Here is a 17,104-nt window from a genome sequence, read left to right as displayed (position 1 = left end):
GTCGGCGGCGCGTCCGAGCTTCCGTCCGGCGTGGCACCGTGACCCGGGCCCCGCTCCGCTACTCGAACACCCCGTAGCCCGCGACGGCGTGCGCCCGGACGCCGTCCATGTCGAGTTCCACGCCGATGCCGGGCGTGTCGGGGATCGTGATGTAGCCGTCCTTGACGATCGAGCCGCTGCCGTCGGGGGCTCGGACGTAGCTGTCCCACACCGCGCGTTCCTCGAGGGCGTGCCACTCCTGGACGAAGAAGTTCGGGATCGCCGCGCACTGGTGCGAGGTGGCCATCGTGCCCAGCGGCGTCGACACCAGGTGCGGGGCGAACGGGATGTAGTGCAGCTCCGCGAGGTTGGCGATCTTCTTGGCCTCCGCGAGACCGCCGCACTTGGGCACGTCCGGCTCGATGACGTCGACCGCGCCGCGTTCGAGCAGCTCGCGGAAACCCCAGCGCAGGTACAGGTTCTCGCCCGCGCAGATCGGCGTGCGGGTCTGCGCGCGCACCCGCACCAGCGCGTCGACGTTCTCCGCCGGCAGTGGTTCCTCGAGCCACATCAGACCGAACGGCTCGAGCTCCCACGAGATCCGGCACGCGCTCGGCACGTCGTAGCGGGCGTGGAGGTCGATGGCCAGGTCGACGTCCGGTCCGATCGCTTCGCGGACGGCGGCCACGCGCTCGACCATCGAGCGCAGCTCGGCGGCGTTGACCGTGTGGTTGAAGACGTCGAACTTGGCCGGGTGGGACAGGTCGTCGATGTCGAACTTGAGGGCGGTGAAGCCTTCGGCGACCATCCGCTGGGCCCGGTCGACGCACCCGGCGGCCGAGCCCGCCGGGTCGTCGCCGTCGCCGCAGTCGGCGTAGAGCCGGATCCGGTCGCGGAACTTCCCGCCGAGCAGCCGGTGGACCGGCTGGCCCGCGGCCTTGCCCGCGAGGTCCCACAGCGCGATTTCGATCCCCGACAAGGCGATCACGAACACCCCGCCCTGGGAGCCGGCGAAAACGTTGCTGCGGCGGAGTTTTTCCCAGCACCGCTCGACATTGCGCGGATCTTCGCCGATCAGGAGGGGGGTCAGTGACTCGATCATTCCCACGACGGCGCCCGCGCCGGCGTCGGGATTGGCTTCGCCGAACCCGCTGAGCCCCTCGTCGGTGTCGATCCGCACCAGCGTGGCCTGCCCGTGGTAGGCGACCACGGCCGTCGTGACGTTCACGATCCGCATTGCTCTCCCGTCACCGGGTGGTGCGTATGAACGGACTAATGCGACGTCTCACTTGTCCGATAAGCTGATGACATGCCAAGGAGACAAGAGTCTCCGGACGCTGTCAAGGTCCGGACCCTTCCGGTGCAGGTGGCGGCCCACCTGACCCGGCGGATCGTCCGCGGCGGAATCGAGGACGGCCGGGCGCCGTCGGAACTCGACATCTCCCAGGAGTTCGGCGTTTCCCGCGCGGTGGCACGGGAAACGCTCAAGATCCTCGCCTCGCTCGACATCGTCGACGTCGCGCAGGGCCGCCGCGTCGTCGTGCGCCCCCGGGCGGAATGGGACTACCTGAGCCCGTTGCTGATCGAGTGGCTGCCCACGGAGATCGTCGACGAGCTGCTGCAGGAGCTGCACCAGACGCGCGTGCTGCTCGAGCCGGAACTGGCCGCGATGGCCGCGGCGGCCGCCACCGAGGAGACGCTCGGCCGGCTCCGGGACGAGATCGGCCGCATGGCGGCGCTCGAAGCGGATCCCGACGCCTACCTCGCGGTCGACCACGAATTCCACATGGAGATCTGCCGGGCGGCGAACAACCGCATCCTGGACCGGATCATGTACTCCGTCCGCTGGCTCGGCACGGCCAGCCGGCGCGTCACCAACGAGGCACCGGCCGGGCTGCGCCGCGCCACCGCCCAGCACACCGAGATCTACGAGGCGCTCGTGGCGCGCGACCCGGAAGGGGCCCGCGCGGCGATGCGCCGTCACCTGAGCAACAACTACTCCACGCTCCTCGCGGAGAAGGAGCACCGAAGCAAGCGGGCCGCCAAGCGGCGTTAACGCACTGCACGACCGAGTTCCGCCAACCGTTGACGAGGACGGACGAGGCATGGCAGCACCTGTGACGGGACCGGCCGGCACCGGGCGCACGGCCGGAAAGCCGCGCGGGCTCGCCCCGTCGGCCTGCCGCACGATCGACCCCACCGCGGAGCTCGCGCCCGCCCCACGCATCAGCAGTTCGGCGTTCTGCGCCGCCTGAACGACCCACAGCGCGGCGCTCGCCCCGCTGTCCCGCCGGTTGCACCGTCAACGGAGACGGTGAGCGTCCGCCCGGACGCGAGAGGAGTGGTCATGGCAGAGAAAACGGAGTGGTCGAGGCGCACTTTCCTGGGGGTGAGCGCGCTGGGCGCGCTCGGTCTCGCCGGCTGCGCGAGTGGTCCGGCTCCCGCGCCGAAGGTCGACGTCCAAGTGCCCCAGGCCCTGCTCGACCAGGCGGCCGCGCTCCGCGGCGGGTCGGTGGGGATGCTGTCGCAGAAGCTGTACTCGGAGGCCGCGAACAAGGCGCTCGACCGCTCGTTGCAGGTGTTCGCCCAGGCCACCGGCACCACCATCCGCAACGACCTCGTCTCCGGCGACGCCGGGGACATGGTCGCGAAGATGGACGCCGAAGTGAAGGCGGGCACCAACCGCGATCTGGCCTTCATGAGCGACCGGCGGTTCGTCGGCCAGCTCCACAACCTCGGCCACCTCACCGACGTCACCGACGTGGTCGAGGAAATGCGCGCGCTGTACGGGAATCCCGCGACGGAGGCGGACAACTACTGCGTGTTCGACGGACGCTGGTTCGCGATCCCGTACCACTTCATCGCGACCGCGATGTACCTGCGCAAGGACTGGTACACGGAGAAGGGCCTGCCGCTCAAGCCCTTCTACTCGTGGGAAGAGCTGCGCGACAACGCTTTGGCGGTCTCCGACCCGGCGAAGCGGCGCTTCGGCTGGGGGCTCACGGTGAACCGCTCCGGTGACGCCAACGGTTTCATCGCCAACGTCATCAACACCTACGGCGGGGCGATCGCGGACAACACCGGCACGAAGGTGGTGTTCAACTCGCCGGAGACCGTCGCCGCCGTCAGTTTCATCGGCGACATCTACACGAACCCGAAGTACGCGCCGATGCTGCCGCCCGGCATCGGGAGCTGGACCGACTCGAGCAACAACGAGAACTGGCTGGCCGGGATCCTGGGCCTGACCCTCAACCAGTTCAGCGTCTACGCCGACTCGAAGACGAAGAAGAACCCGGTCTACGCCAACACGCACCCGTTCAACGGCGCCACCGGACCGGCGCTCGACCGGCCGCTCGCGTTCGGCGAATCCAACTCCTTCGTCGTGTTCAAGGGGGCGAAGAACCCGGATCTCGCCAAGCTGGTGGCGAAGTTCATGGTCGGCGGGAGCGCGCTGCTCGGCGTCGCCAAGGAAGCACCCTGCCTGGTCAACCCCTCGTGGGACAAGGTGTGGGACTCCGACCCGTACTACACCGGTGGTGACCCGGCCTTCGCCGCGCTGCGGGAGCAGACCCGCACCCCCATCCCGATCAAGACCAAGACCGGCTACGCGTTCCCCCAGAAACCGAGTCCCGGTGAGCAGGCCGCCACCGCCGCCTACCTGCTGACCGACATGATGCAGTCGGTCATCCAGGGCACCCGGCCGGCCGACGCCGTCGCCGCGACCCACGCCCGGATCGTCCAGGTCTTCGAGCAACAGGGCTACCGGCAGTGACCGTCCTGCGTCCGGAAAGGACAGAGCGGCCGGCGCCGGCCCGTCCGGCGCCGCGCGGGTCGTCCTCGCTCACGCGAACGCAGCGGCTGCTCGGGCGCGACTGGCGCCTGGCCGCGGTGTTCATCGGGCCGACGCTGCTGCTGGTCGCCGGCCTGATCCTGGTCCCGATCGTCAGCTCGGTCGTCACCAGTGCCACGGAACGCCACGGTGCGGAGACGGTCTTCGTCGGGCTGGACAACTACGCCGCACTCGCCGGCGACGCCCTCTTCCACCACGGCGTGCTCAACTCGTTCGTCTTCACCGCCTACGCCGAGATCTTCAAGGTGGCCTTCGGGCTCATCGCGGCGATGATGCTGCACCACATGCGCCGCGGCCGGGCGATCATCGCCGCGGTGATCCTGCTGCCGTGGGTGATCCCGACGGTCGTCACGGCGTTCACCTGGCGATCGCTGCTGGACCCGGTCTTCGGCAGCGTCAACGTCCTGCTCACCGATTCCGGCATCGGGCCCGGCCTCGCCGCGATCGGGCTCGTCGACTCCTGGCCCGCGGAGTGGCTGTCCGATCCCGCGCTCGCGATGCCGTCGGTGATCCTGGTCAACGTCTGGAAGGGCATCCCGTTCTTCACGGTGACGTTCCTCGCCGGGCTCAAGGCCATCGACGGCAACCTCCACGAGGCGGCGATGGTCGACGGCGCCTCGCCGTGGCAGCGCTTCGTGCACATCACGCTCCCGGGGCTGCGCCCCGTCATGATCGTGACGGTGCTGCTGTCGTCGATCTGGACGTTCAACAACTTCGACCTGATCTGGCTGATGACCCAGGGCGGCCCGGGGGACGCCACCGCCCCGTACGTGATGGTGGCCTACTCGAAGGCCATCCAGCAGCTCCAGCTGGGCGCGGGCGCCGCGGTCACCCTGGTGATGCTGCCGGTCATCGCCGTCCTCGTGGTGATCCTCGTGCGGATGATGCGCCGCAGCGACCTGCCCGGCGCCGGCGACCTGGGGCGCAGGCGGCTGACTCCCGGTCAGCGCCGGGCGCTGCCGTGGGTGATCGTCGTGGCCTCGGTGCTCGTGCTGGTCTGGGCGTCGCCGCGGATCGTCTGGAAAGCCGCGCTCGTGCTGGGGGTGTTCGTGCTGCTCGCGGCCGCCGTCGGCCGGGTCGTGTCCGCCCTCGCCGCGCGGAGCAGACGGGTGGCCGCCCGCCTGGTCGGCGGCACCGGCTCGGGAGTCGCGCTCGTCGGGCTGCTGGGCTTCGTGCTCGCCCCGCTCTACTGGATGACCGTCACGGCCTTCAAGTCCGACGACCAGATCGTCGCCCGCACCGACGACCTCTGGCCGACCCCGTGGAGCACCGAGCAGTTCACCAACCTGTTCACGAGCAAGGCGTTCGGCACCTGGTACGTCAACACGATCCTCGTGTCGGTGGCCTCCACGGTGATCGCCCTGGTCTGCGCGGCGCTGGCCGGCTACGCGCTGGCGCGGCTGAAGTTCCGGGGCTCGGAGAGCTTCACGGTGACGATCCTGCTCACCTACGTGATGCCGGGCGCGCTGCTGTTCATCCCGCTGTACCAGCTGATGAGCGGGATCGGGCTCAACGACTCGTTGTGGTCGCTCGTGCTCGCCTACCCGACCTTCACCCTGCCGTTCGCGACGTGGCTGCTCGTCGGCTACTTCAAGTCGATCCCGGCCGACCTCGAGGAGGCCGCGCTGGTCGACGGCTGCACGCGGTTCGGCGCGTTCCTCCGGATCGTGCTGCCGCTGGCCAAACCCGGCCTGCTCGCGGTCGCGCTGTTCACGCTGACCAACGCGTGGAACGAGTTCCTGTTCGCCTTCGTGTTCATCACCAAGGACGACCACAAGACGCTGCCCGTCGGCATGCAGTCGATGATCTTCGGCGACGTCGTGCCGCAGGGGCAGCTGGCCGCGGCCTCGCTGCTGATCAGCATCCCGGTCGTGCTCATGTACGGGTTCGGGCAACGGTTCCTGACCGAGGGCCTCACCGCGGGGGCGGTGAAGGGATGAGCGCCCCCGCCGTCAGCCGCGGCCCTGCTCGGCCCGCCACCGCTCGTATTCGGGCCGGGCCTCGTCGGACAGCGGGTAGTAGCGGCGGAGGTCACCGCCCTCGGCCAGCCGCATGCGGGAGAACTCCTCCCACTCGGCGTGCTCCCGGGCGACCGCCACGAGGGCGGGGGCGAGCTTGACCGGCACCACGACCGCCCCGTCGTCGTCGGCGACGACGATGTCGCCCGGCTCGACGAGGGTGCCGCCGCAGGCCACCGGCACGTTGACCGCGACGGGGACGATGTCGGTCTGGGCGTGGAAGTTCGGGGTGGCGCCCCGGATCCACAGCCCGAGCCCGAGCTGCTTGGCCTCGCCGATGTCCCGCAGGCACCCGTCGACCACGACGCCGGCCCCGCCGCGGCCCTTGAAGTAGGTCAGCATCATCTCGCCGAACACCCCGCTGCCCATGTCCCCGCGCGCGTCGACGACGATCAGGTCGCCGGCCCGCGCGTGGTACATGACGTGCCGGTGCAGCTGCTTTTCCGGTTCGGCGTATTCGTCGGCGGGGTAGAGGTCTTCGCGTTTCGGCATGAACTGCAGCGTCAGCGCCGGACCGGCCACGCGCACGCCGGGCGTCACCGAAACCGGCCCGCGGATGAAGGCGCTGCGGATGCCCATGCGGCTGAGCTCGGCGCTGGCCGTCGCACTGCCGATGGCCGCGAGGGCCGCACTGAGCTCGGCGGGCGGGCGGGCGATGTCGTGCGTCTCGACCACGTCGGTGAGCTCCCTCGGGTCCGCGCTGAACCGTGACTGCCGGAGATCTTCCAGCCTAGTCGGGCGAGCCCGCTTCCGCGATGGGTTCCGGCACCGGCCGACGTGGCGGGACCACGTCGGCCGGTGCCCGAACGAGCCCGGTCAGGGTTCGGTGCCCCAGTCGAGGGTGCCGGACCGGTAGGCCGTGGCCGTGGCGAGATCGGTGAACGACGCCGCCGTGCGGTAGCTGTAGTCGTCGGTCTGGACGAACGGGCCCCAGTCCGCCTTGGCCACCCTGACCTGGATCTCGCCGGTGGTGGCGCCGGCGGCGAGGGTGCCGCCGGTGAACGCGGCTTCGACGTAGGCGTCGGCACCCGGTCGTGGGGTGCTGAGCTTCACCACGCGCAAGGTCACGTTGGCGCACCCGAGAACCGCGTAGTCGCACCAGACCTGGTAACCCGGGTTGGTGGCGTCGCCGGTGAACCAGTACCGCGCGGTGACGCCGTTCAGCGCGATCGGCGCGCTGCCCCGGTTGACGATCTGGAGACCGGTGCGGATCTGGTTGCCGGTGGCCGCGTCGCTGCCGCGCTGCTGCACGGCGAGCGAGCCGGTGCCGGTGTTGCCGCCGCCGGTCGTCGTGGTGACCGAGACCGGGCCGCCGGCCGGGGACCGGTTGCCGGCCGCGTCCCGGGCGCGCACCGAGAACGTGTACGTCGTGGCGGGCGTGAGGCCGGTGACCTGGTAGCTGGTGCTCGTGGTGCTGCCGATCGTCGCACCGGCGGCATCCACCACGTCGTACCCGGCGACGCCGACGTCGTCGGTGGCGGCGGTCCAGGTGAGCCCGACGGCGGTGCTGCCGGGGGTGGCGGTGAGCCCCGTCGGCGCCGACGGCGGGGTGGTGTCCGCTGTGGACGGTCCCGGCGGGGTGCCCCACAGCACCGTGGAACCCTGGGCGAGCACCAGCCGCGAGGCGTTGGCGGGCGCGGTCCCGCTGGGCGCGAGGCCGGTGTGCGACCAGTCGTCGGCGGGGTCCCAGGTACCGGTGCTGGAGATCCGGAACTGCACCTCCTTGCGGTAGCGGGACTGCCCGCCCGGGGCGACGCCGCCGGAGCAGGTCACCTCGACGTAGTAGATCCGGCCGGAGAACGGGCGCACGGCCGGCGCGTCGCACTGGTTGTACGCGGAGCTGACCGAGATCTGGCCGGGGGTGGTCGTGCCGTCGAGGGTGAAGTAGTAGCGCAGCGAGCCGGTGAACGAGCGCGCCGGCCACGCCGACTTGTTGAGCACGTACGCCTTGACCTCGGTGAAAGTGCCGCCGTCGGGCTGGTTGAGGGCACCCTGGGCCAGGATTTCCGGCCCGTCCGGGGTTTCCACCGGCGGGAAGGAGGCCAGTGGCGTGCCGCCGTACTCGCCGTAGAGGCGGGCCAAGGCGCCGGTGAAGCCGGCGTTGTAGTCGAGGGCCACCTCGTTGTTGGTGTAGTTGCTCCGGTCGTCGGTGTACGCGTCGTTGGCCGAGCTCGGACCGCCGACGAGCGCGCCGTAGAGGACGTGCCGGCTCTGCGCGGGCTCGGTGATGCTGTCGGCCCAGGAGCCGTGCGCGGTGCGGTGGTGCGGGTTGCGGGGCGGGTTGACGCCGAACCCGACCTCGAAGCTCGCGCCGCGCGGGTTGTCGCCGAGCGCGTAGTCGATCTGCCGCACGGCGAAGTCGTGGTAGGTGCCGGCGCGGGTCGGATCGTTGGCCCGCAGCCAGTCCGAGTAGACGAGGGCCACGAACGCGGTGTTCGCCGCGTACCGCAGCGAACCCCACTGGTCGAGCACGGCCTGGCCGCCGGGGGAGTAGGGCACGCGCTGGCCGTTGACGCCGGTGGTCCACCAGTCGAGCCAGCGGTTGGCGTCGGCGACGTACTCGGGGTCGCGGGTGAGCTGGGCGAGCAGGACGTAGGCGCCGTAGGACTTGTCGTCCCAGGCCAGCGTCCAGCGGTAGGAGCGGGTGGTGGTCTGCGGCTCGGTGGCCAGCTTCGCGTACTCGGTGCGCGCCTTGGTCAGGTAGGTGCTGTCGCCGGTGGCCTTGTAGAGCCAGATCGCCCCCCACACCAGCTCGTCCTGGTAGCCGCTCCAGGACTTGTAGAAGCTCTGGGCGTCGGTGATGCAGTTGGAGTACGCGCCCCGGCGCTCGTCGGCGAACGAGTACAGCTGCTTGGCGTGGGTGAGCAGGGTGGCCGCGTAGGTGGGGTCGCCGGACTGGAAGACCATCGAGCCGGCGGCCAGCTGAGCGGCCGCCTCGCCGGCGAGGTCGGAGCCGGGGCAGGAGTCGTCGATGCGGTAGGCGGGCCGCGCCATGGCCATCGTCTCGGCGGGGCCCCACCACTTGTGGTCGTCGTCGCCCTTGCCGACCTGGCCGTAGAGCACGTGGGGCTGCGGGTGCGCCTTGATCAGCCAGTCGGCCCCCCAGCGCAGGTTCGACAGCAGGTACGGCCACTGGCCGGACCCCTGGTAGGCGGCGCGGTTCTCCAGCGCGCCCCAGGCGAGCATGGTCATGCTGAACTCGAACGGCAACCCGAACTTGACGTGGTCACCGGCGTCGTAGAACCCGCCGGTGAGGTCCACGCCGACGTCCTTGCCGTCGTCGAGGGCGGACGGGCCGCGCCAGGACACCCGGTTGCCGTCGGGCAGCGCCCCGGAGCGCTGGGCGTCGTAGAACCAGACGGCCTTCTGCAGTGCCTCGCCGTAGTTGAACTTCCCGGCGGCGGCGCGGGCGGACACGGCCGGAACCACGAGGGTGAGGCCAAGGACGAGCAGCGCCACGAACGCCTGGGACATCGACTTCGTCGTCGAAGTGCGCACTCCGCCTCCTTGTGTCTGGGAGCGCTTCCAGAGGGAGGGTAAGGAGCCGGATCGCCGGGTGTAAAGGAGCAGCGGCGGTAGTACGCGGTTCGGCGGTGTCGTGCGGGACTGTTCGGCGTAACGCCCGAAGGGGCGTTCTGGGAGCGCTCTCAAAACGGTGCGCCTTCGGGTGATTGACGCCGTGGCCCGTTTGCGTCGCCGGAAACATCGAAAGCGCACTATTCCCCCGAAAGTGCGCCGCGAGCACGCGGACCGGTGGTTCCGGATTGCCGGTCGTCGCGATCTTGCCGACACTCGGGGCATGGAGAACACGGTTTCCGAACCCGAGGCAGTGCCGGAGTCCGACATCCGGTTCCCGATCGTCCTGCGGGGGTACGACCGCCGTCAGGTGGACGAGTACGTGCGGCTCGCCGAGAAGCGCGTGGACCGGCACGAGAAGGCGCGGCGGGTGGCGGAGCGCCGGCTGGCCAAGGCCCAGGTCCCCGCGCCCCGCGCCCCGGAGCCGGACGGCGCCGCCGGGCTGGGCAGGCGGATCGAGAAGATCCTCCAGGTCGCGAAGTCCGAAGCCGCGGAGATCAAGGAGCAGGCCCGCAAGGAGAGCGAGGAGCTCCTGGCGGCCGCCGAGAAGACGGCCGCCGAGGCGCAGCGTGCTCGCGAGGAGACCGAACGCGCCGCGGAGCAGGAGGCGCAGCTCATCATTTCGCGGGCGGAAGAGGAAGCCGCGGCCATCCGGGCGGCACACCAGGCGGTGCTGAGCCAGCTGAGCCACATCGCGGACGGCGTCGAGGAGCTGCGGATCCGGTATGCCGGTGAGGCCGGGGCCGAGGCCGGGGACCCGGCCGAGCCGGAGACCGTGGACTCCGTACCTTCTCCCGCCTGACCGGGCTCTCGCCGGAGGCCCGCGGGGTGCGGGCTACTCCGGCTGTGTTCAGGCAGCCGACAGCGCCGCCCGGACCGCCCGCTCGACCAGGATCGGCACGAAGGCGCGGATGCGGGCGCCGGCGAACCGGGCGCGTTCCCGATCGATCATCGCGTGCAGGCGGGGGCGGGCCACGTTCGTGTAGTCCCGGCCCAAGCGGTCCTCCACCTGGGCGAGGTGGGTGTCGAGCTGCTCCGAAGCCATGGTGTCCAACGTGCTCATCGCTCACCTTCCGGTCGGCCGTGTACGGGGAACATGCCCCGTGAGACGAACCTCAGGTGAACCCGAGGTGAACAAGAAGGATTCCCGTGCCGGCCGGGGACTCCGGTACCCGCCGACGGTGACGATCGCCGCCGGTTCCCAGGGCACCGGCATCGTGATCCACCTCGGCTAGGGTCGCGCGTCCGAGATCCGTTGACGGCGCCGTACGTCAGAAACCGGGGACGCGCGACACTAGCGGCCGGCTGCCCCGTCCCGCGGCTGCTCGCCGGCGAGGAACTCGGCGGTGCGGCGGTGGGCGGTCGCGCAGACCTCGGCTTCGGTGCCGCGCAGGTGCTCGACGACCTCGCCGCCGGACCAGACCATGAGGGCGACCGCGCCGGGCCGGATCGGGGTCAGCCCGATGAGCCGGTGCTGCCCGTCGCGCTCGACGACCCGCTCGGCGGTGAGCCACTGACCGGTGGTGCCGGTGCGGGTGATCGTCCAGGCCGGATCCGCGGCCAGGTCGGCCACCGACCGGGGCACGAGCTGTTCGGGCTGTTCGTGGTGCACCCGGTCAGCCTCGCACGGCGGCCCGCCTCCGGTGATCCACGGGTGAATATCGGATGAACAACAGTACTCGTCAGTGGGTGTGACCCCGCGGCTCAGCGGAGGACGGTCCAGTAGAGGACGGCGGGGACGACGATCAGCAGGGCCACCGCGATCCAGTAACCACCCGCCCGCAGCCCGGGTGCGCGGGAGGTGACCAAGGCGTTCACGCCGAACACCACCAGCCCGGCGAACAACGCCGAGACCACGCCGAGCCCGATCACGATTTCCGCGCCGTCGTCGACCAGCGTGGGGTCGACCTCGCCCCACCCGAGCTCGCCGGCGATGACCTGCGCCGCCAGCATCGCGAAGGCGACCGGGTAGGCGCACGGGACGGCCAGCAGGAGGTTGAGCGGGACGCCGATCAGCCAGACCTGACCGGGGCGGAGCTCGCGGCGGGGCACCCGGTCATCATGCCGGATCACCCGGGCGAGGCGGCGATCGGTTTCCACGCCGGGGAACGGGAAAGCCGGAGAAATCCCCTCGGCCACGGTTCCCCGGCGCGGCCGGCCGGCGGATCCCGCGCGGAAGCTACGCGACCGGGTAGCCGGTCGCGGCGACGCCGCCGGCGACGGCGGCCAGGGTGGTGGCGGGGTTGAGCGCGGTCACGACGCTCGCGGTCACCGGGCGCCCGGCGTAGACGTGCCGCACCGCGTCGAGGTCGATCGGCGTTGCGTAGTAGTCCCGCGCCCAGTCCTGGAACGCCTCGGGCGTGGGATCGGTCAGCAGGGCGAACAGCCAGTCGGCGCCGTCGTCGCCGTGCTCGGGGAAGTCGACGACCCCGTGCCGCCAACCGGTGTCGTGGTTTTCACGCCACAGGCACGCCGTGACGTGCGGCGTGCCGAATTCGCCGGAGAACGCCGGTTCGCGCGCCCAGTCGCGGAACACCTCGGGCACGGAATCGAGCACACCGGGCCAGGGCTCTTCGTCGTCGGCGGCGTAGGGACTCATCGGCGATTCGTGGTCGAAACCGCGCACGAAGGCCCCCGCGGCGGTGAACGTGATGGAGTACTCGTTGCCCGAGCCGTCCCGCATGGACCCCAGCTCCGCACCGGGCGCCCAAGCCGGGTCGTAGCGGTGGTGCCGCTCCTCGCTGCCGGGATCCAGCACGACGTCCAAGGCGGCCAGCGCCCGGCACAGCACGCGCAGCTCCGCGACGGCGGGCAGGCGACGAGCGACGTCGTACACGGTCACGCCGGTATCCAAGCAGACGGCCCGGACGTGCCGGCCTGCCTGGTGGTCCCGCGCCGGCCGGGGCATCCTGGTCGGCATGCCCGATCGGTTCGAGGTGCACAACGTCGTCGACGGCGAGGTGACGGGGACCGTCGTGCAGGCCGGGCAGGTCGTCGTCGCGCGGGTGCGCCCGCCACCCCGGCAGCTGCCCGCCTGGCCGGCCCGCTTCGTGGGCCGCGCCGATGACCTGGCCGGGCTGGCCGGCGAACCCGGGGTGCACGCGATCATCGGGACCGGCGGCATCGGCAAGACGTGGCTGGCGGTGCGCTGGGCCCAGGCGAACCGGCACCGGTTCCCGGACGGTCAGCTGTTCGTCGACCTGCGTGGCTTTTCGCCGGATCAGCCGATGGTTCCCGCAGCCGCGGTACGCGGGTTCCTCGACGCTCTCGGAGCCGTCGACATCCCCGCCGATCCCCACGCCCAAGTCGCGCTCTACCGGAGCCTGACCGCGGACAAGCGGCTGCTGGTGGTCCTCGACAACGCCGCCGATGCGGCCCAGGTGGAGCCGCTGCTGCCCGGTGGGTCCCGCGGCACCGTCCTGGTGACCAGCCGCCGTCAGCTCACCTCGCTGACCACCCGGCACGGCGCCCGGCACCTGCGGCTCGGCGTGCTCCGCGACGCCGAGTCCCACGACCTGCTGGTCGCGCGCCTCGGACCCGGCCGGATCGCGGCGGATCCCGTGGCCGTGCGGCGGATCGTGGCGCACTGCGCGGGGCTGCCGCTCGCGCTGGCGATCGTGGCCAGCCGCGGTCAGCTGAGCCCGGGGCTGCCCCTGTCCCGGATCGCCGACGAGCTCGGCCGGCTCGACGACGAGGACCCGGCCAACAGCGTGCCCGCGGCGCTGTCGTGGTCGTTGCGCGCGTTGACCGGGGCGCAGTCGCGTGTCCTGGGGCTGCTCGCCGCCGCACCGGGCCCGGACATCGGCCTCGCGGCCGTGCGCAGCCTCATCGGATCGGTGTCGGAGCTGCCCGCCTTGGAGCGCCTCTGCCTGCTGGAAAGCGCGGCCGGCGAGCGCTACCGCATGCACGACCTGATCCGGGCCCAGGTCCGCGCCGAGGACGCCGAGGCCACGCGGCGGGTGATCGACCACTACCTGTACACCGCGCACTCGGCCGACCGCCACCTCCAGCCGTACGGTGCGCCGGCGGTGCTGCCGCCGATGTCACGGGGATGCCGTCCCGAACCGCCCACCGGCCTCGACGCGGCGCTGGCCTGGTTCGACGCGGAACACCGGTGCCTGCTCGCCGCGGTCGGCACCGCCGCGGAGCACGGGTGGCACGACGTCGTCTGGCACCTGGCCCGGACGCTGACGACCTACCACCACCGGCGGGATCACGCCGACGCCGACATCCGCACCTGGGGTCTCGCCCTGCGCGTGCGGGACCCGGTTTCGGCACTGGTCACCTCCCACCGGCGCCTGGGTGAAGCCCTGACCCGGGCCCACCGCGACGCCGAGGGGCTGGCCCGGCTGCGGGAAGCGAGCGCCCTCGCCCGGCAGTCGGGGGATCGGGACCAGCTCTCGCACACCCACCGCGCCCTGGCTTGGGCGCTCGGCCGCCGGGACGAGAACGCCGAAGCCCTGGACCACGCCCGGGAAAACCTGCGGCTGTCGCGAGAACTGCACGACACGATCAGCGAAGCCCACGCCCTGAACGCGGTCGCGTGGTTCACCGCCCGCCTCGGCGACCTCGACCGGGCCCGCTCGTCCGGCGAGGCGGCGCTCGCCCTGCGTCCCAACCCGGAGGGCGAGGCGTCCTGCCGCGAGACCCTCGCCTACATCGAGTACCACGCCGGCCGGCCGGCCGAGTCGGTCGAGCACTACGAACGGGCGCTCGCCCTGCGCCGCGCCCACGGCTACCTCAGGCACGTGGCCAACACCCTGGACAGGTTGGTCACCCCGCTGCGCGCCCTGGGCCGGGACGAAGAAGCCGAAGCCCGATCACTGGAGGCGAGGGAACTGTTCGCCCGGCTTCGGGAATGACCCGCGGCCCGGCCTGCGGCGGCACCGCCGGAGGCCGGTGCCGCCGGTCAGGAGCGCACGAACGTCCCGGTGACCGGGATGTTCCCCAGCCCGGGTGGTCCGGCCACGGCGGATCGTCGTTGCCGATATGGCGGGGGAGTGCCCGACCCGCGGCCGGCTCAGCTCAGCGGCAGGGCGAATTCGACGTAAGGCCCGGTGCCCGGGGTGCCGGTGGCCGGGACCAGCACGCCCCGCACGCCGCCGGACGGGTGGCGCTTCTGCTCGGCAGCCCAGGCGAAGAGGGCGCCCACCGCGACCTCGACCTGGGTTGCGGCGGCCCACCGGCCGGGCGTCTCCTGGCGCACGAATGCTTCCTGGTGCGCGGGTTCCGTGCGCAGGGTCAGATCGGGGAACCCGGCCGCGATCTCGGCGGCGCGGTCCTCGGGCACCGGCCAGCACCATTCCACCGGGCCGTCGCTGTCGCCGCTCACCTCCCCGTGGTAGATCGTGAACGGCGCGCCGGCGATCCCCTCGGCGCGCGGGACACCGCCGCGGCGCAACCGGTGGATGAACAGCTCCCGCGTCAGGGATTCCAGCTCGTCCTGGTGCACCCTGCCGACCCGGCTGAGCATCCGGCGCCGCGGGATTTCGCGGACAGTGACTTCGTACATGGCGGACTTCTTCCCTTGAAGGCGATCGACGAGCCGGCCCACCAGGACGCGCCGGGCGGCGTGCTCGGCTTCGGCGTCGGCCCAGCGGGCCCGGATCTCCTCGGCGGCCGAGGCCGGGTCCAGGGCCAGGATGTCCTTGATCCGGGCGAGCGGGACTCCGGCCCGGCGCAGCGCGGCCACGAGGCGGGCGTGGTCCAGCTGGGTGGCCGCGTACCAACGATATCCGGTTTCCGCGTCGACGCGGGCCGGCACCAGGAGTCCGAGTTCGTCGTACAGCCGCAGTGCCTTGGGCGACAGCCGTGACAGCCGCGAGAACTCGCCGATGCTGACCAGGTTCATGGAGGGCTCCTCGTCACCGGGCGGGCGCCCGGTGACGACCACTCTGCGGCTTCCCCGAAGGTGAAGGTCAACCCCGGCTCGCGCGACCTCGACGGACGCGAAGTTTCGGGAGATCGTCCAGGGGGTAGCCGAGAGCCACGAAACTGCCGACTGGGGAGTGGTGCTCGTGTACCGGATCAAGCCGTCCAAGCCCTCCGCCGTGTTCAGCGCGGTCGTCGGGGTCGCGATGATCGTTTTCGTCCTGGTGCGGTTCCCCTTGCGCGAGCCGTTCGTCTGGCTGTGGCTGGCCGTCGCGGCGGGCGCCGTGGGCTTCAGCCTGTGGGCGGCGTTCGCCAAGCGCGGCGCCGAAAAGGTGGTCGAGAAGGACCGTTCCCCGCTGGGGCACTGAGAATCAACGTTTCCGGCGTCAGGCGCGCGCGAGGATGCCGTCGATGTCGGACCACAAGTACATCGGCGGGCACACCATCGCGTACGGCTGCGGCTTGCGCCTCCCCGAGAACCGGGTCGCCGACAGGGAGCATGCCCGTTGGTTCCCGCTGACCGCAGCGCGCTCAGTGGTGTTCGGAGCGGCCGGCGGTTGACGGTTCCGCTGCTGCTGCGGGAAACGCGGCCAGTCCGGCTTCGGCCAGGCGGGCGGCGCGGCGGACGTCGCGGGTCACGGCGTCGATCGCGGCCGGCAGGGGGTGGCCGGGGCGCACGTGGGTGCGGAGGGCGCGGAACTGGACCCGCCAGAGGCCGAGGAGCGTCGCCGCGGCGATCTGGGGTTCGGGGTCGCCCGGGTGCAGTCCGGTCCGGACGGCGAGTGCCTCGGCGGCGATGTCGACGAACCGGTCGGCGGTGTCGCTTCGGTAGGCGCGCAGGGAAGGGGTGTTCCGGATCAGGTCGCCGAACTGCCGGTACCGCGCCAGCGCGCCGTCCTGGTCGGGGTCGGCGGCGAGGGCCGTGGCGAGGTCGTCCCGTTCCCGCTCGAGAATTGCCAGCATCGCGCCGACCGGGGTGTGCGCCGGGTCCGGCAGGTGGGTGCGCAACGCGTCGGCCGTGGCCTCGATCCGGTCCAGGAGCAGCGCTTCCTTGCTCGGGAAGTAGTTGAAGACGGTTTTTTCCGACACCCCGCACGCTTCGCCGACGTCGGCCACCCGGACGGCGTCGAAGCCGCGTTCGAGGAACATCCGCGCGGCGGTGTCGGACAGTTGCCGGCGCATCGCGCGCTTCTTGCGTTCCCGCAGCCCCTCGGCGGCCGGCCGGCCGGTTCCCGTCGTCGTCACGCCGTCATCCTACTTCAGCCACCGGAAAAGTTCTGCTACAGTAATTTTATAGCCACTGAACTTAAGGAGCCGGTCGTGTCCGAGATCCACATCGTGCGGGACTACCCGCACTCGCCCGCGAAGGTCTGGCGGGCCATGACCGACCCGGAGCTGATCCCGTACTGGACCTCGACCGGCAAAGGGGCCCGCGCCGAGGGATTCGCGCCCGTGGCCGGCACCCGGTTCCGGTTCGTCGCCAAGCCGATGCCCGGCTGGCGGGGGATCGTCGACTGCGAGGTGCTGGAGGTCCGCGAGCGGGAACTGCTGCACTACACCTGGGTGGGTGCGGAGGGGGAGACGCCCAGCCATGTCCGCTACCGGCTCGAGCCGACCGCCGGAGGAACCCGCTTCGCCTACCACCACACCGGGTTCACCGGAATCGGCGGGTTCGCCATGGCCAAGCTGCTCGGCGCGGTCCGGACCAAGATGCTCACCGCCGGAGTCCCCGCCCTGCTCGCCGAACTGGACGACACCGGCGCCCTCCTTCCGGACGCGCCCCTGCGGCTGACCCGCCCCCGATGAGCAC

At 71.5% G+C, this 17,104-nt stretch carries 17 protein-coding genes; 8 read left to right on the top strand and 9 right to left on the bottom strand.

What is annotated here, in order from left to right:
• Positions 1-58: 58 nt before the first annotated feature.
• On the bottom strand, positions 59-1,216 hold the full coding sequence (locus DV20_RS11375; RefSeq protein ID WP_043779183.1) for a mandelate racemase/muconate lactonizing enzyme family protein: 1,158 nt from the start codon (positions 1,214-1,216) through the stop codon (positions 59-61).
• A 72-nt stretch (positions 1,217-1,288) separates the two neighbouring features.
• Here DV20_RS11375 and DV20_RS11370 point away from each other — a divergent pair, with 72 nt between their 5' ends.
• The 4 genes from DV20_RS11370 (at position 1,289) to DV20_RS11360 (ending at position 5,769) form a co-directional block, all read left to right on the top strand.
• Entirely contained in the window at positions 1,289-2,035 is a 747-nt protein-coding gene (locus DV20_RS11370; protein WP_235190790.1) for a FadR/GntR family transcriptional regulator, read from the top strand.
• A 49-nt stretch (positions 2,036-2,084) separates the two neighbouring features.
• Positions 2,085-2,234, top strand: coding sequence for a hypothetical protein (locus DV20_RS45475; protein ID WP_160169711.1), 150 nt, complete (start codon positions 2,085-2,087; stop codon positions 2,232-2,234).
• A 92-nt stretch (positions 2,235-2,326) separates the two neighbouring features.
• Complete coding sequence (locus DV20_RS11365; protein WP_043779448.1) at positions 2,327-3,751, top strand: extracellular solute-binding protein; 1,425 nt, start codon at positions 2,327-2,329, stop codon at positions 3,749-3,751.
• On the top strand, positions 3,748-5,769 hold the full coding sequence (locus DV20_RS11360) for an ABC transporter permease (protein WP_043779181.1): 2,022 nt from the start codon (positions 3,748-3,750) through the stop codon (positions 5,767-5,769). The genes DV20_RS11365 and DV20_RS11360 overlap by 4 nt, the downstream gene beginning before the upstream one ends.
• A gap of 12 nt (positions 5,770-5,781) precedes the next feature.
• Here the strand turns inward: DV20_RS11360 and DV20_RS11355 are convergent, their stop codons facing one another.
• Positions 5,782-6,522 carry a ribonuclease activity regulator RraA gene (locus DV20_RS11355; protein WP_043779178.1) on the bottom strand — a complete coding sequence of 247 codons (741 nt, stop codon included), beginning with the start codon at positions 6,520-6,522 and terminating at the stop codon, positions 5,782-5,784.
• A gap of 141 nt (positions 6,523-6,663) precedes the next feature.
• Positions 6,664-9,345: a glycoside hydrolase family 9 protein gene (locus DV20_RS11350; protein WP_043779176.1), complete on the bottom strand. Its 2,682-nt coding sequence runs from the start codon at positions 9,343-9,345 to the stop codon at positions 6,664-6,666.
• Between the two features lie 301 nt (positions 9,346-9,646).
• Between DV20_RS11350 and DV20_RS11345 the strand changes: the two genes are divergently transcribed.
• Positions 9,647-10,225, top strand: a complete 579-nt coding sequence (locus DV20_RS11345; RefSeq protein ID WP_043779174.1) for a hypothetical protein — start codon at positions 9,647-9,649, stop codon at positions 10,223-10,225.
• A gap of 48 nt (positions 10,226-10,273) precedes the next feature.
• On the opposite strand, the gene DV20_RS11340 is transcribed toward DV20_RS11345, so the two are convergent.
• The 4 genes from DV20_RS11340 to DV20_RS11325 form a co-directional block, all read right to left on the bottom strand.
• Positions 10,274-10,486, bottom strand: coding sequence for a three-helix bundle dimerization domain-containing protein (locus DV20_RS11340; protein WP_043779171.1), 213 nt, complete (start codon positions 10,484-10,486; stop codon positions 10,274-10,276).
• A 231-nt stretch (positions 10,487-10,717) separates the two neighbouring features.
• The gene (locus DV20_RS11335) at positions 10,718-11,035 is read right to left on the bottom strand and encodes a hypothetical protein (protein ID WP_043779169.1); all 318 of its coding nucleotides are present in this window, start codon (positions 11,033-11,035) and stop codon (positions 10,718-10,720) included.
• A gap of 92 nt (positions 11,036-11,127) precedes the next feature.
• Positions 11,128-11,475, bottom strand: a complete 348-nt coding sequence (locus tag DV20_RS11330; RefSeq protein WP_043779447.1) for a hypothetical protein — start codon at positions 11,473-11,475, stop codon at positions 11,128-11,130.
• A gap of 127 nt (positions 11,476-11,602) precedes the next feature.
• Complete coding sequence (locus tag DV20_RS11325; protein WP_043779167.1) at positions 11,603-12,265, bottom strand: hypothetical protein; 663 nt, start codon at positions 12,263-12,265, stop codon at positions 11,603-11,605.
• A 76-nt stretch (positions 12,266-12,341) separates the two neighbouring features.
• On the opposite strand from DV20_RS11325, the gene DV20_RS11320 reads away from it, so the two are divergent.
• Positions 12,342-14,285, top strand: a complete 1,944-nt coding sequence (locus DV20_RS11320; RefSeq protein WP_051735896.1) for an ATP-binding protein — start codon at positions 12,342-12,344, stop codon at positions 14,283-14,285.
• A gap of 158 nt (positions 14,286-14,443) precedes the next feature.
• Here the strand turns inward: DV20_RS11320 and DV20_RS11315 are convergent, their stop codons facing one another.
• Entirely contained in the window at positions 14,444-15,274 is an 831-nt protein-coding gene (locus tag DV20_RS11315; RefSeq protein ID WP_051735895.1) for a MerR family transcriptional regulator, read from the bottom strand.
• Positions 15,275-15,440: 166 nt separating this feature from the next.
• On the opposite strand from DV20_RS11315, the gene DV20_RS11310 reads away from it, so the two are divergent.
• Positions 15,441-15,662 (top strand): hypothetical protein, encoded by a 222-nt coding sequence (locus tag DV20_RS11310; protein ID WP_051735922.1) that lies wholly within the window; start codon positions 15,441-15,443, stop codon positions 15,660-15,662.
• A gap of 163 nt (positions 15,663-15,825) precedes the next feature.
• Here DV20_RS11310 and DV20_RS11305 read toward each other — a convergent pair whose 3' ends face one another.
• Entirely contained in the window at positions 15,826-16,539 is a 714-nt protein-coding gene (locus tag DV20_RS11305; protein ID WP_235190789.1) for a TetR family transcriptional regulator, read from the bottom strand.
• A 75-nt stretch (positions 16,540-16,614) separates the two neighbouring features.
• Between DV20_RS11305 and DV20_RS11300 the strand changes: the two genes are divergently transcribed.
• Positions 16,615-17,100 carry an SRPBCC family protein gene (locus DV20_RS11300; RefSeq protein ID WP_043779165.1) on the top strand — a complete coding sequence of 162 codons (486 nt, stop codon included), beginning with the start codon at positions 16,615-16,617 and terminating at the stop codon, positions 17,098-17,100.
• The last annotated feature ends 4 nt before the right edge of the window (positions 17,101-17,104 follow it).

The organism is Amycolatopsis rifamycinica (assembly GCF_000695625.1).
Lineage (GTDB): Bacteria > Actinomycetota > Actinomycetes > Mycobacteriales > Pseudonocardiaceae > Amycolatopsis > Amycolatopsis rifamycinica.
Note: the sequence above shows the minus strand (reverse complement) of the source record. Positions and strands in the feature narration are given on the sequence as shown.